Raw genomic sequence first — 13,661 nt, 5'->3', positions numbered from 1 at the left:
CCTTGAGCGTGTTGAGGAGCTATCAACATCCTGGCGTACGCCCGGAGCCGAATGGCTGCATACGCAGGAGCGAATCTGCCGTTGTGCCTCGGCGTGCCGCTGTCGGGCGGCCCGCCCGGTTCGTAGGGTCGCCCGGGCGTGAAGTCGCCCGGACCGATCCGCCGGAGTGGTGGTGCCATGAAGCCGTCGATCTGCCTGTGCATGATCGTCAAGAACGAGGCGCGCGTCATCGAGCGCTGCCTCGCATCCGTCCGCGATCTGGTGGACACCTGGGTCATCTCCGACACCGGGTCCACCGACGGGACCCAGGATCTGATCCGTGCGGCGCTGAGCGGGATCCCCGGCGAGCTGTACGAGGAGCCCTGGACCGACTTCGGCCACAACCGGAGCCTGAACATCCGCCATGCCCGCGGCAGGGCCGACTACTTGCTGCTCCTCGACGCGGACCACGTGGTCCGACGCGACGGGCCGCTGCCCCCGCTGACCGCCGACGCGTATCTGCTGCGCCACGGGGGCGCGCTGGAGTACCGCATCAAACGTCTGGTCAGAGGTGGTCTTCCCTGGCGGTACGAGGGCGTCACCCACGAGTACCTCACCGCCGACCAGGACCACGTCGAGGAGAACCTCGACGCCCTCGTCGTCGAGGACCACGCCGACGGGGGCTCGCGGCACGACAAGTTCGAGCGGGACGCCCGACTGCTCTCCGCCGAACTCGAACGCGACCCCGCCAACACCCGCACGGTCTTCTATCTCGCCCAGACCATGCGGGACATGGGCCGTACGGGCGAGGCGATCGACCTCTACGAGCGCCGCGCGCGCATGGGTGGCTGGGCCGAGGAGGTCTACTGCGCGCTGCTCCAGTCCGGGGTCCTCAGGGCGGAGGCGGGCGACTGGCCATCGGCGGCCGACACCCTGTCCCGCGCCTGGGAATCCCGCCCGGAGCGCCTCGAAGCCTGCTACGAACTGGCGGCGCGGCTCCGCCGGATGAACCGTCACCACAGCGCCCACGCGATCGTCTCGGCCACCGTCGACCGCGAGCCGCCGGACGACATCCTGTTCACCCAGCCGTGGGTCTACCGCTGGGGGCTGCTGTTCGAGTTCTCGATCACCGCCTACTGGGTCGGCGACCTCGTCGGGTCGCTGGCCGCCTGCGACCGACTCCTGGCGATGCCGGACCTGCCCGAGGAGTACCGCCGGCAGACCGTGAAGAACCGCGAGTTCGCCGTACGAGGCCTCGGGCTCGTCCCGATTCCCGAGCCGGCCGCCGCGGTCCGAGCGGCCACCGCGCTGCGGGACTGAGGCCGCCATGGTGACCCCTTCCTCCGCTCCCTCGTCCGTCGCCGCCCCGGTCCTGGACCGGCCGCCGCCCGCGCGACACCCCGACGGCCGGCGCGACGACGGACAGCGGCGGCACGGCGTGTGGCTGTGGCCGACTCTGGTCACCCTCGCCCTGACGGTGTACGAGATCGGCCGGCCCCTGCTGTGGGAGGACGAGCTCAACACCTGGGACATGGCCGGCCGTTCCCTCGGCCAACTCCTCGACGCGGTCCAACGCGTGGACGCGGTCCTCGGCACCTACTACGTCCTCCTGCACGGCTGGATGACCGTCTTCGGGGACTCCGCCACCGCGCTGCGCATGCCCTCGGCGCTCGCGATGGCGGGCACCGCCGGCTGTACGGCGCTGATCGGGCAGCGTCTGTTCGGCCACCGGGCGGGCCTGGCCGCCGGGCTGCTGTTCGCGCTCACCCCCGTCGTCACGCGCTATGCCCACGAGGCCCGGCCCTACGCCCTCGTGGTCCTGGCCGCCACCGTCGCCACCCTGCTGCTGCTCCGGGCCCTGGAACGCCCGGAGAGCGCGTGGCGCTGGACCGCGTACGCCCTGTCCATGGCGGCGGTCGGCCTGCTGCACCTGATCGCGCTGACCGTCCTGGCCGGGCACCTGGTCGCCGTCGCCCGGAGGGCACGAGGGGAACGCTCGGTCGCCCTCCGCTTCGGTTGCGCTGTCCTGGCCGGGACAGCCCTCGTCGTACCCGTCGCTCTTCTCGGGCGGGCGCAGGCAGGCCGTCAGATCTCCTGGATCCCCGGCCCGGACCTGTGGGGCCTGGTCACTTTCTGGCCGCAGCTGTACGCCTCCGCGCTGGTCGCCGGAGCGGTGACCACCCTGGCGGTACTGGCCTGGGGCGAGCGACGCCCCTCGACCAGAGGCCCGCTCCTGGTCGCCTCGGCACTCGCCGTGCTGCCTCCCCTGCTGCTCTGGGCGGTCTCGCACGGCGACACCTCGTACTTCTTCTACAGGTATCTGCTCTTCACCCTGCCCGCGTGGACCGTCCTGGCCGGTGCGGGGCTCTGCGCCGTGCGCTCCCGGGGTGTCGTCGCGGCGGTCCTGGTCGCCCTCGCCGTTCTCACGCTGCCGGACCAGCAGGCGGTGCGGAGGCCGTTCGCCCACTTCTGGCAGGGCATCGACTACGAGGGCGCCGCGCGGACCATCGAGAAGTACCACCGACCGGGGGACGCGGTCGTGTTCGACCGGGGTGACGACTACTGGCGCATGCTCGACGTGGGCGTCCGCTTCTACCTGCCGGACCGGCTGCGGCCCCGCGACGTCTTCCTCGGCACGTCGGCCGCCGACCGCGCGGAACTGTGGCCGACGGAGTGCCCCGACCCGGCCGCGTGCCTGAAGGACGAGCCGCGGATCTGGCTGGTGGTCGCCGGTGACGCGGCCGACCCGCTGGACGCGCTCCCGGCCGACCAGGCCCGGGCTCTCCGGGCGCGCTACACCGCGACCGGCGCCGAGCGGGTGACCGGCGTGACCGTGGCGCTGCTCGTGCGCACCTCCTCCTAGGGCCTGTCTTCCGGATCTTGCCGGGCTCGCGACGCCTGGCACGCACGCTCGCCGCGTTGTCGTCAGTCGTCGACGCTCCGCGTGGACTCCTTCCTCCGCCTTGCGATCGCACGCACCAGACGCCGCTCGCTGATCCGGCCTGAACCGAAAGACAGGCCCTAGGCGGGCTCGGCAGGGCGGCCACGCGGCCGCGTCAGCGCACCCGGGCGCGGTGCTCCATCGCCTCGCGGGCCGTGCGCTCGTCCTCGTACACCTCGCACATGTGTCGGCCGTCCGGCGTCGCCGTGTGCTCGACCTCCCACAGGCTCAGCTCGCCGCCGTCGAGCAGCAGGAACGCGTGCTCGTAGAGCGTGAATCCGGCGTCCCGGCCGCTCTCCACCGCGCACTGGCGGCCGAACGCCTGGGTGATGTGGTGCGCGAACGCCACCCGCAGCCGGCGCGCCGTCTCCTCGCCCGGCCGGTCCGCGTTCTCCGCGCGGCGCAGCACCCTGCGTGCGTGGTCCGCGGAGTTCTCCGGCACGTACATCCGGGGCTGCGTCGGTATCGGGTGGGACAGCAGGGCGCTCAGCAGCTCGAGGTCGCTGTCCTCGTCGGCGTCCGGGTCGGAGGAGCGGTCGACGCCCCATCCCGGGTCGAGGCCGGTCGGCAGCCGGGACGCGGCGAGCCGGGCCTCCGCCTCGTCCGCGTACAGCTCGTGCTGCTCGGCGCCGTCCCGGCCGGAGTTGTGCACCAGCTCCCACAGGCTGAGCGCCGTGCCGTCGGCGAGCAGATAGGTGTGGCGGTACGTGGTGCGGTGCAGCGACGCGCTGTGGTGCGAGGAGTGCAGCGCGCTGGAGTGGGCGAGCGCCGTCTCCAGCCGCTCGACCGTGGTGTCCGGCAGGTCGAAGGAGTTGAGCGCCCGGCCGAGGAGCCGCTCAACCTGCGTCTCGGTCGTCTCGTACGGATCGTGAGGATCCTGCGGATCGTTCAAGAGGGTCTCCAGGCCGTCGCCGCATGTCACTTGGTGCTTGCTTAACGTAGTCCCTGGGTCTGACATCGTGTCCGGGGTTCGGCAAAACGAAGGGCGCGCGGGGGAAGTTCCCGCGCGCCCGGCGCTCTCCGGACTCAACTCCCGTTGTTGTAAGGGGAGTCGACAGTGGGGTCCGGTTCCGGTCCGGGGGGCGTTCCCGGGTCCGGTTCGTACAGCTCGCGGTAGGACGGGAAGTGGCCGCCGGGGCCCCTGACGCCCTCGGCGGTCTCCAGGACCGCCCGCACGATCGCCCGGGTCACCGTGTCCGCGCCGGCCGCCAGGAGGTCGTTCAGGGCGAGCGGACCCGCCTTCGCGGGCAGTTCCCGCTCCCCGGTCGCGAGGGCGAACACGGTGTCCCCGTCGTTGAGGAGATGGACGGGACGGATGGCGCGCGCGATGCCGTCGTGCGCCGTGCCCGCCAACTTCTGCGCCTGGGCACGCGTCAGGACGGCGTCGGTGGCGACGACCGCGAGCGTGGTGTTCAGGGGCGGCGGGGTGTTCGTGGCCAGGGCCTCGGCGAGGCGGCGCCGCGCCGCCTCGTGGACGGCCCGGGCGGGGTAGTCGGGGCGGCCCTGGAAGTACTGCCCGTACAGCACGCCCGTCTCCGGGTCGACCGCCGAGCCGACCGCGTTGACGACGACCAGCGCGCCGACCGTGATGCCCGAGTCCAGGACCGTGCCGGCCGTACCGACCCCGCCCTTGAGCCCGCCGACGACGGCGCCGGTGCCCGCGCCGACCGCGCCCGTCTCCACGCGCGCGTGGAGCCCGGTCGCCGCGGCGGCCTCCACCGCCGCGCGCCCCGTGGCGGCTCCCGGGCGGGCCGTGAAGTCGCCGCCCCGGCCCAGGTCGAAGACGCAGGCGGCGGGGACGACCGGGACCACGTGCGAGGGGTCCGGCCCGACCCGTACCCCTCTGCCCCGCTCCTCCAGCCAGGCCATCACCCCGGCCGCCGACTCCAGTCCGTACGCGCTGCCGCCGGTGAGGACCACGGCCTCGATCCGCTGGACGACGTTACGGGGGTCGAGCGCGTCGGTCTCCCGGGTGCCGGGGCCGCCGCCCCGTACGTCCACGGCCGCCACGGCCCCGCCCTCCGGGGCGAGGACGACGGTGGTGCCGCTGAGGGCGTGCGGACCGGCCACGCGCGCGTGGCCGACCCGCAGGCCGGCCACGTCCGTCAGTGCGTCGTGCTTCGTCATGGTCCTTGCGTACCACGCCTGTTCGGTCAGCGCTTGGGGCCGAGGTAGGTGCCGCCCGAGGCGTCGATCACGGTGCCGGTGATCCAGCGGCCGTCCTCCGATGCGAGGAAGGCGACCGGGTCGGCGACGTCCCGCGGCTGCCCGACCCAGGGGAGTGCCTGTCCGCCGATCAGCATCTGCTCCAGCTGGGGCATCGCGGCGAGCGCGGCGGTCAGTTCGGCGGTCTGGGTGGGCCCGGGGGCGACCGTGTTGACGGTGATCCGGCGGGCGCCCACGACGTTCGCGAGGGTGCGGGTGAAGGTCTCCATCGCGCCCTTCGTCATCGCGTACGCCAGCTCGTCGGGGAGGGCGATGCGGGTGACGGCGGAGCCGATGTTGATGATCCGGCCCCCGTCGCGCAGCACCGGCAGCAGCTGCTGCACGAGGAAGTACGGCGCCCGGACGTTCACCGCGAAGAGCCGGTCGAACAGCTCCGGCGTCTCGTCCGCGAGGTGACCGCCGGAGCGGGTCGCCGCCGCGTTGTTGACCAGGACGTCGAGGGCGGCCTCCCCGGTGTGGGCGAGCAGGCCGGCCCGTACGCCCTCGACGAGGGCGAGGACCCCCTCGTGGCTCGCGAGGTCGGCGCCGACGGCGAACGCCCGTCCGCCGGCCTTCACGATCAGGTCCACGGTCTCCTGGGCGGCGGCGCCGTCGTGCCCGTAGTGCACGGCGACGAGCAGTCCGTCGGCGGCCAGCCGCTGAGCGACGGCTCGGCCGATGCCCCGGGAGGAGCCGGTGACGAGGGCGGTACGGGAGGCGTGGTGGGCGGTGGCGTTCATGACGTTCTCCTCGGTGGGTGGGGCGCCGGGCGTCCTGCCCGACAAGGAGGAGACTGTCGGCGCCCGCTCACCGTCCACGCACCGATCGCCGACGGCGACTGACGGGCGCCGGCAGGGGCTGACAGCGGCCCACGGGGTGCCGGTCAGGACCGGGCGCCCAGGCCTGCGCGGCGGGCCACCGCCTCCGCGTGGGTGCGGTCCTCGGACGCCGCCGTGAGGTCGCCCGCCGCCTCGTGAACGGCGGAGCGGCGGTGCAGGAGATCGACGACGTCCTCGGCGACGCCCAGGGACTCGAGGAGCCCGAGGGCCTCGGCCAGCAGGGGCAGGGGCTCGGGCGAGAGCGACGCCAGGGCTTCCAGCGCCGTCGCCTGACCCCAGCGCTCGCCGAGGGCGCGGAAGCCCGCCAGGGACCCCGTGAGCAGCGCGCCCGCCGCCTCCGTGTCGCCCCGGGCCAGCGCCAGGTGGCCCTGTCCCACCAGATCCAGGGCGCGCGACCACGGGTCGTCGCCCACCCGCAGGCCTTCCACCGGGCCCATCGACGTCGCCCACAGGAACGCGGTGAAGGGCTGGCGCAGCGGCTCGGTACGGGCCTCCAGGAGCGCCCGGGCCCGGGACAGGTGCGCCGGGTCCCGCGTGCCGGCCGCGAGCACGCACAGCACCCATTCCTCCTCCAGGTCTCCGGGAGAGTCGGGTACCCGGGCGAGCAGCTCCGCCGCCGGGGCCGTCACCTGCCCCCGCAGCCCCCGCAGCCACCAGTACGGGGTCAGCGCGGCCACCATCCGCAGCCCGGCCTCCGGCTCCGCCCGCCGCAGCGCCGCCCGCAGGTTCGCGTCCTCCGTGTCCAGCCGGGCCAGCCACTCCAGCTGCGCCGCCCCGCGCAGCTCGGGGTCCGCCGTCTCGGCCAGGCCCAGGTAGTACGCGGTGTGGGCGGCGGGCGTCGGATCGTCGTGCGGCAGCTCCTCCGCCGCGTAGGCGCGGATCGTCTCCAGCATCCGGTACCGGCCGTCCCACACCTCCACGACCTCCACGAGGGACTTCTCCGCCAGCCCGGCCAGGACGTCACGATCCGCGCCGCAGACCCGCTCCACCGCCTCCGCGGTCGCACCGCCCCGGAACACCGAGAGCCGGGCGGCCAGTTCGCGTTCCTCCGGGGCGAGGAGCGACCAGCTCCACGCCACGACCGCACGCAGGGTGCGATGCCGCTCCGGCGCCGTACGGTCCCCGCGCGACAGCAGACGGAAGCGGTCGTCGAGCCCTTCGCCGAGCCGTTCACCCGGCCGTTTACCGAGCCGTTCACCCGGCCGTTCACCGAGCTGTTCGCCCAGCCGGTCCGCGAGCTCGTCCACCGACAGCGACCGCAGCCGGGCCGCGGCCAGTTCGATCGCCAGTGGCAGCCCGTCGAGCGCGGCGCAGACCTCGGCCACGCGCGCGTGGCCGGTGAAACCCGGCCGGGCGGCGGCCGCCCGCCGGACGAACAACTCCACTGCCGCGTCCGGCGCGAGCGCCGCCAGCGGCAGCAGAGACTCGCCGGTGATGCCGAGCGCCTCCCGGCTGGTCGCGAGCACCCGCAGGCCGGGGCAGGCGGTGAGCAGGTCGCGTACCAGTACCGCCGTCTCGACCACCACGTGCTCGCAGTTGTCCACGATCAGCAGCATCGGGCGGTTCGCCAGAGCCGTCGTCAGCCGTCCCTCCTCGCGCAGGCCGAGCGCGGCCGCGCAGGCCCGCGCGACCTCGCCGGCCCCGGCCGCCTCCAGGTCCACGAAACACACCTCGCCCGCCGCCCCGGCGCCCACCTCGAGGGCGAGCCGCGTCTTGCCCGCGCCGCCCGGGCCGACCAGGGTCACCAACCGGGCCGCCGTCAACAGTTCGGCAAGCAGCCCCCGTTCGCGCGCCCGCCCGACGAAGCCGGTCAGGGGGACGGGCAGCGGGCGTACCGGCGCCGGTGCGGTGGCCGTGGTTCCGGCGGCTCGCTCCGCCGCCTCGCCGCGCAGGATCGCCAGATGCACCGCCGCCAGCTCCGCCGACGGGTCCGTCCCCAGCTCCTCCACGAGCGTCGCGCGGACCTCCTCGTACAGCGCCAGCGCCTCCGCGGACCGCCCGGCAGCGCGCAGCGCGCGCATCTGCAGCCCGCGCAGCCGCTCGCGCAGCGGATGCGCCGCGGCCGCCTCCTCCAACTCCCTCACGAGGACGGCCGGATCGCCGCCCAGGGCCAGGGAAGCCGCCGCCCACTCCTCCACCACGTCCAGCCGCAGCGCCTCCAGGCGGGCCGCCTGCCCCGCCGCGTAGGGCGCGTCCTGTACGTCGGCGAGTGCGGGGCCCTGCCACAGCGCGAGCGCCTCCTGAAGTACCCCCACCGCCCGTACGGGATCTCCCGCGGCCCGCGCTCGTGCCCCTTCCTGGGCGAGCCGCTCGAACCGGAGCGCGTCCACGTCGTCGCGGGCGGCGACGGCCAGCCGGTAACCGGCGGGCGAGAACTCCACGTCCGGGGCGGGGAGGACCCGGCGCAGCCTCGAGACCTGCGACTGCAGGGCGCTCATGGCCCCGGCCGGGGGCTCGTCCCCGTACAGTCCGTCGACGATCTGCTCGACGGGGACGGTCCGGCCGGCGTTGAGCAGGAGCAGGGCCAGCAGGGCCCGGACCTTGGGGCCGCCGAGGGATATCGGGGCGCCGGAGTCGTCGGACACGGCCAGCGGGCCGAGAAGGCGGAAGATCATGCGCCGGATTGTCGCCTACGCGCGCCGCCCTACGTGCGGGCTCGTGTGGCGGGGTTGCGGGTGGTCAGTGTCACCCCGACCGCCACGGTGGCCGCCGCCACGAGACCGGCCGCCAGGATCGCCCAGTGTCCGGCGAACGTGCACATCAGGATCGCGAGCGCGGAGACGGGCAGCACGGACTGCTGCGCGATCCCGACCTTGAAGTAGCGGGCGTGGAGCAGCCAGACGCAGAGCAGGAACAGCGCGGCGGGGATCGTCACGGCGGAGGACGCGGCGAGGGTGGAGATGTGGGCCTTGCCCACGGCCTGTTCCACGGCGATCTCGATGCCGGCGCCGATGGCGGCGGCGGAGGCGAAGATCAGATAGTGGCCGTAACCCCACAGGAATCCCTGCCGGTTGGAGACCAGGCGGTCGTGGGCGGGCACGACGAAGTAGACCCACCACGCGGCGTAGACGATCAGCAGGCCTCCGGCGGCGATGGGGAGTAGCTCGTCGAGCGCGTCGTACTCCGTGATCCCTGTCTTCACGGCGACGGTCGCGGCGGCGATGGTCTCGCCGAGCACGATGATCGTGAACAGGCCGTAGCGCTCGGCGATGTGGTGCGGGTGCCACTGGGTGGTGACGTCCTTCTCCGCGTACATCGGAACCGCCATCTCGGCGACGGCCATGACGAGGAAGATCCAGGGGCGGGCGGACTCGGGGGTGTAGAGGAGGGTGGTCCAGCCGATCTGGCAGAGGAGGACGCCGGCCGCGTACCGGCGGCACATCGTGCGCTCGGCGGGTTCGGACGCGTGGTGGGCGGCGCGCAGCCACTGGAAGGCGAGGGCTACGCGCATGACGACGTAGCCGAGCACCACGACGAGGAAGTCGTCCTGGAAGGCGCGGGAGACCCCGGCGGCGAGGATGAGGACACCGGCGATCTGGACGAAGGTGACGACGCGGTAGAGGGCGTCGTCGTTGTCGTAGGCGGAGGCGAACCAGGTGAAGTTCATCCAGGCCCACCAGATGGCGAAGAAGACCATCGCGTAGTGGGCGATGCCGTCGGCGGTGTGGGCCTCGGCGACGGCATGCACGAGTTCGGCGCCGGCCTGGGCGACGGCGACGACGAAGCAGAGGTCGAAGAAGAGCTCGAGCGGTGTGGCGGCGCGATGCGCCTCGGCGCGGGAGCGCGCGGTGAGGGGCAGAAACGGTTGCGTCATGCGCCCCAGCACACCAGAGCCGCGGGTGGGGCGACACCCACGGCACGCCCGTGTCCGTAGGGCCCTGGAGGGACGGGACTTCCGCCCGGCCCGATCGGCGACCACGGCCTCTGACCTGTCCCTTGTGGGCGGGCGGAGCCTGGAGAGGCGAGCTCTTCTGGAAGTCGATCGGTAAGCGCGTCGCCCACCGCAACCTGTGGATCGCGGTGCCGGCGCTTCTGGTGGCCTTCGTCGTCCGGCAGGTGTGGAGCGTCACCTGGTGGTTCTACGCCCGCAGGGGCGCGGAGGCGCCCAGCTGACTGGCGTACTCCGTCGACCGGTGTGACACCCTCACCCACTCGTACCGCAAAACAGGCTGATCCTTGACATATCACCCTACGGTGACCGGGTGACCGAGCCACCGCAGGGCCCCGCAGATATGACGCCGGCCCAGCCCGCCCCGACCGCGACCTCGACTTCGCCGACGACTCGGCCGACGCCCGCGACCGTGGCCGAGGTGCCCCCGGCCGCCCACGGGACCGCGCGCGTCGTCCAGACGCCCGCCGACGTGCGGCGGCGGGCCACGCTCGCCGGGGCCGCCGTCTCGGTGCTGCTGATCGTCGCGATCGTCCTCGGAAGCCGGCTCCTGCGTGACTTCGACTCGGCGCTCCTCCCGTACGCCGTCGCCACCGTCTTCCTCGCCTTCGGTGTCGCCTACCGCTACACGGTCTGGATCTCCGCCCCCGGCGCCCACCGCCTGTTCAAAAAGGGCTGGGGCTCCTTCTTCTCCGCCGCCAACTTCCGCAATGCACCCACTGCCCTGCCGAAGATGATCGCCACCTATCTCGGCTTCCAGAAGTTCCTCGGCGCCCGCTCCCACGCACGCTGGGCGGCCCACCAACTCATCTTCTGGGGCTGCGTCCTCGCGGCCCTGATCACCTTCCCGCTCACCTGGGGCTGGTTCACCTTCACCTCCTCCACCGGCTCCGGGCCCGGCTACGAGATGCGGATCTGGGGCTTCAAGGTCCTCGGCTTCGACTCGCTGAACCTCGTCGGCTGGCTGATGTTCCACGGCCTCGACATCGCCGCCGTCCTCGTCATCCCCGGCGCCTCCTACTTCCTGTGGCGCCGTATGAAGGACCGCGGCGCCATCACCGGCCAGCGTTTCGCCTACGACCTGGTCCCGCTGATCGCCCTCGTCGTCATCGCCGTGACCGGGCTCCTGCTCACCTTCTCGTCGATCTTCCTGCACGGCGGCGGCTACCAGTTCCTGGCGATCCTGCACATGGTCTCGGTGGTCTTCACCCTCATCTACATCCCGTTCGGGAAGTTCTTCCACATCGTCCAACGGCCCGCCGCCGTCGGTATGCAGCTCTTCAAGTACACCTCCCGCAAGAAGGACGAGGAGGTCCTCGCCTGCCGCCGCTGCCGGCAGCCCATCGACACCGCCCCCTACGTCGAGAACCTCCAGGGCACCATGCGCGATCTGAAGCTCGGCTTCGACGCCTGGGCCGAGTACTGCCCCCGCTGCAAGCGCGTCCTGCGCGGCACCGCCTACCTCACCCACGTCAAGAAAGGCTTCAAGTGACGCAGCAGCAGGCGGGGCAGCACCCCCTTCCGCTCGACCCCTCCATCGCCCCGCCCGGCACCCGCAACTTCCGCGACGCCGGAGGCATCCCCGCCGACCGCTGGCACGCCGACCAGAACGGCGAGACGCTCGTCCCCACCCACTGCTGCTTCTGCGGCGTCCAGTGCGGCATGTACCTCCGCGTCGACCGCGGCGGCAAGGTCTTCGGCGTCGAACCCCGCAACCACGACATCAACCGGATGCGGCTCTGCCCCAAGGGCATCAACGCCTACCAGCAGGTCAACCACCCCGACCGGCTCACCGCCCCCCTCGTCCGCGGCAACCGCGACGAGCCCTTCCGCGAGGCGAGCTGGGAGGAGGCGCTCGACTTCACCGTCTCCGAGATCCGCCGCATCCAGGCCGAGTACGGCAACGACGCGTTCGGTCTGCTCGGCGGAGCCAGCCTCTACTCGGAGAAGACGTATCTCATCGGCAAGTTCGCCCGCGTCGCCCTCAAGACCAAGCACGTCGACTACAACGGCCGGCTGTGCATGGTCTCCGCCGCCGGCGCCAACAAACTGGCCTTCGGCATCGACCGGGCCGGCAACCCGTTCTCCGACATCCTCCTCACCGACTGCCTGCTCATCGCGGGATCCAACGTCGGCGAGTGCTTCCCCGTGATGACGCAGTACCTCTGGGGAGCCAGGGACCGCGGGGCAAGCCTGATCGTCGTCGACCCGCGCGAGACGGCGATCGCCCGCACCGCCGATCTCCACGTCGCCCTCAAGCCCGGCACCGACTCCGCCTTCTTCAACGCCGTCCTGCACGTGATCGTCTCCGAGGGCCTCACCGACGAGGCCTATCTCGCCGAACACGCCACCGGCTGGGACGAGGTGAAGAAGACCGTCAAGGACTACCCGCCCTCCCGGTCCGCCCAGATCTGCGGCGTCCCCGAGGAACAGATCGTCCGGACCGCCCGGATGTTCGCCGGCGCGGACAGGGCCATGGCCTGGCACGCCAGAGGCGTCGAGCACCACTCCCAGGGCGTCGAGAACTGCCTGACGATCATCAACCTCTGCACCGCCACCGGAAACATCGGCAAGCCCGGCGCGGGCTACGGCACCATCACCGGCCAGGGCAACGGTCAGGGCGGCCGCGAACACGGCCAGAAGTCCGACCTGCTGCCCGGTGGCCGCTCCATCACGAACCCCGAGCACCGCCGCCAGATCTGCGAGATCTGGGGCATCGAGGAGTCCGAACTCCCGCCCGCAGGCACCTCCATGATGGAGATGGTCTGGCAGATGCAGCGCGCGGAGATCCGCGGTCTGATCGGCATCTGCAACAACCCCTTCGTCTCCCTCCCCAACTACGCGACCGTCAAGAACGGTTACGACACCCTCCAGTTCCACGCCCAGTTCGACTTCTTCCTCTCCGAGACCGCCGCCAACGCGCACGTGGTCTTCCCCGTCACCGTCTGGGCCGAGGACGAAGGCGTGATGGCCAACGCCGAGGCCCGGGTCGTCAAGCACAACAAGGCCCAGGAACCGCCCGCCGGGGTCCGCACCGACACCTGGGTGATCTGCGAGCTCGGCAAGCGCCTGGGCGCCGGCGACAAGTTCGCCTTCCCCGACTCCCGCTCCGTGTTCGAGGAGCTCCGCATCGCCTCCGCGGGAACGGTCAACGACTACTACGGCATCACCTACGAACGCCTGGAGGAGACCGGCGGCATCGCCTGGCCCTGCCCCTCCACGGACCACCCGGGCACCCCCCGCCTCTTCGAGGACGGCAGGACCTACCACCCGGACGGCAAGATCCATATGCAGGTCGTCGAATGGCACCCGCCCATGGACCCGTACAGCGAGGAGTACCCCCTCTCGCTCACCACCGGCCGCACCGTCGCCCACTTCCTCTCCGGCAACCAGACCCGCCGCCTGGGCGCCCTCGTCGAACAGACCCCACGCCCGTGGGTCGAGGTCCACCCCTCCCACGGCTTCCGCAACGGCGACCCCGTCCGCGTCGTCACCCGCCGCGGCAGCGAGGTCTTCCCCGCGCTGGTCACCGAGGCGATCCGCCCCGACACCGCCTTCGTGCCGTACCACTGGCCGGTCCCCACGGCGGCCAACGCCCTCACCGTCGACGCCCTCGACCCGCGCTCCAAGATCCCCGAGTACAAGGTCTGCGCCGCCCGGATCGAGGCCGCGGAACGGATCGACGAGGTCCCCGCGCCCCCGACCGCCCCGGGACACGTCGCCTACCCGGAGACCCAGGTCTCCCGCACCGACCCCCTGCCTCCCACGTCCCCGCAGGGCCGTGGCACCGCGGAGAGGAGCTGACGCC

At 72.5% G+C, this 13,661-nt stretch carries 10 protein-coding genes; 5 read left to right on the top strand and 5 right to left on the bottom strand.

What is annotated here, in order from left to right; genetic code table 11:
- Window positions 1-177: 177 nt before the first annotated feature.
- Both ABZ939_RS14905 and ABZ939_RS14900 read left to right on the top strand, forming a co-directional pair.
- Window positions 178-1,299, top strand: a complete 1,122-nt coding sequence (locus ABZ939_RS14905; RefSeq protein WP_361853725.1) for a glycosyltransferase — start codon at window positions 178-180, stop codon at window positions 1,297-1,299.
- Window positions 1,300-1,306: 7 nt separating this feature from the next.
- A complete protein-coding gene (locus ABZ939_RS14900; protein WP_361853722.1) occupies window positions 1,307-2,842 on the top strand; it encodes a glycosyltransferase family 39 protein in 1,536 nt (511 codons plus the stop codon).
- A gap of 193 nt (window positions 2,843-3,035) precedes the next feature.
- Here the strand turns inward: ABZ939_RS14900 and ABZ939_RS14895 are convergent, their stop codons facing one another.
- From ABZ939_RS14895 to ABZ939_RS14875, 5 genes are all read right to left on the bottom strand, one after another.
- The gene (locus ABZ939_RS14895) at window positions 3,036-3,812 is read right to left on the bottom strand and encodes a DUF6227 family protein (protein ID WP_361853719.1); all 777 of its coding nucleotides are present in this window, start codon (window positions 3,810-3,812) and stop codon (window positions 3,036-3,038) included.
- A 134-nt stretch (window positions 3,813-3,946) separates the two neighbouring features.
- On the bottom strand, window positions 3,947-5,047 hold the full coding sequence (locus tag ABZ939_RS14890) for a P1 family peptidase (RefSeq protein ID WP_361853716.1): 1,101 nt from the start codon (window positions 5,045-5,047) through the stop codon (window positions 3,947-3,949).
- Between the two features lie 26 nt (window positions 5,048-5,073).
- Window positions 5,074-5,865 carry an SDR family oxidoreductase gene (locus tag ABZ939_RS14885; RefSeq protein ID WP_361853713.1) on the bottom strand — a complete coding sequence of 264 codons (792 nt, stop codon included), beginning with the start codon at window positions 5,863-5,865 and terminating at the stop codon, window positions 5,074-5,076.
- Between the two features lie 143 nt (window positions 5,866-6,008).
- Window positions 6,009-8,579, bottom strand: coding sequence for a BTAD domain-containing putative transcriptional regulator (locus ABZ939_RS14880; protein WP_361853710.1), 2,571 nt, complete (start codon window positions 8,577-8,579; stop codon window positions 6,009-6,011).
- 29 nt (window positions 8,580-8,608) lie between these two features.
- Entirely contained in the window at window positions 8,609-9,778 is a 1,170-nt protein-coding gene (locus ABZ939_RS14875; RefSeq protein ID WP_361853707.1) for a low temperature requirement protein A, read from the bottom strand.
- A gap of 122 nt (window positions 9,779-9,900) precedes the next feature.
- Here ABZ939_RS14875 and ABZ939_RS14870 point away from each other — a divergent pair, with 122 nt between their 5' ends.
- The 3 genes from ABZ939_RS14870 to ABZ939_RS14860 all read left to right on the top strand — a co-directional run bounded on the left by ABZ939_RS14870 (window position 9,901) and on the right by ABZ939_RS14860 (window position 13,657).
- Window positions 9,901-10,077 (top strand): hypothetical protein, encoded by a 177-nt coding sequence (locus ABZ939_RS14870; RefSeq protein ID WP_361853704.1) that lies wholly within the window; start codon window positions 9,901-9,903, stop codon window positions 10,075-10,077.
- Between the two features lie 119 nt (window positions 10,078-10,196).
- Window positions 10,197-11,345: an MFS transporter gene (locus ABZ939_RS14865; RefSeq protein WP_361853931.1), complete on the top strand. Its 1,149-nt coding sequence runs from the start codon at window positions 10,197-10,199 to the stop codon at window positions 11,343-11,345.
- Window positions 11,342-13,657, top strand: coding sequence for a molybdopterin oxidoreductase family protein (locus ABZ939_RS14860; RefSeq protein ID WP_361853701.1), 2,316 nt, complete (start codon window positions 11,342-11,344; stop codon window positions 13,655-13,657). The genes ABZ939_RS14865 and ABZ939_RS14860 overlap by 4 nt, the downstream gene beginning before the upstream one ends.
- Window positions 13,658-13,661: the final 4 nt, after the last annotated feature.

Source organism: Streptomyces sp. NPDC046712 (assembly GCF_040645695.1).
GTDB lineage: Bacteria > Actinomycetota > Actinomycetes > Streptomycetales > Streptomycetaceae > Streptomyces.
This window is presented reverse-complemented; position numbering and strand designations above follow the sequence as displayed.

What these genes read in the sequence shown, in the direction of transcription:
- ABZ939_RS14905 (WP_361853725.1), top strand. Translation starts at nt 178, where the DNA reads ATGAAGCCGTCGATCTGCCTGTGCATGATCGTCAAGAACGAGGCGCGC.
- ABZ939_RS14900 (WP_361853722.1), top strand. Translation starts at nt 1,307, where the DNA reads ATGGTGACCCCTTCCTCCGCTCCCTCGTCCGTCGCCGCCCCGGTCCTG.
- ABZ939_RS14890 (WP_361853716.1), bottom strand. Translation starts at nt 5,047, where the DNA reads ATGACGAAGCACGACGCACTGACGGACGTGGCCGGCCTGCGGGTCGGC.
- ABZ939_RS14885 (WP_361853713.1), bottom strand. Translation starts at nt 5,865, where the DNA reads ATGAACGCCACCGCCCACCACGCCTCCCGTACCGCCCTCGTCACCGGC.
- ABZ939_RS14880 (WP_361853710.1), bottom strand. Translation starts at nt 8,579, where the DNA reads ATGATCTTCCGCCTTCTCGGCCCGCTGGCCGTGTCCGACGACTCCGGC.
- ABZ939_RS14875 (WP_361853707.1), bottom strand. Translation starts at nt 9,778, where the DNA reads ATGACGCAACCGTTTCTGCCCCTCACCGCGCGCTCCCGCGCCGAGGCG.
- ABZ939_RS14865 (WP_361853931.1), top strand. Translation starts at nt 10,197, where the DNA reads ATGACGCCGGCCCAGCCCGCCCCGACCGCGACCTCGACTTCGCCGACG.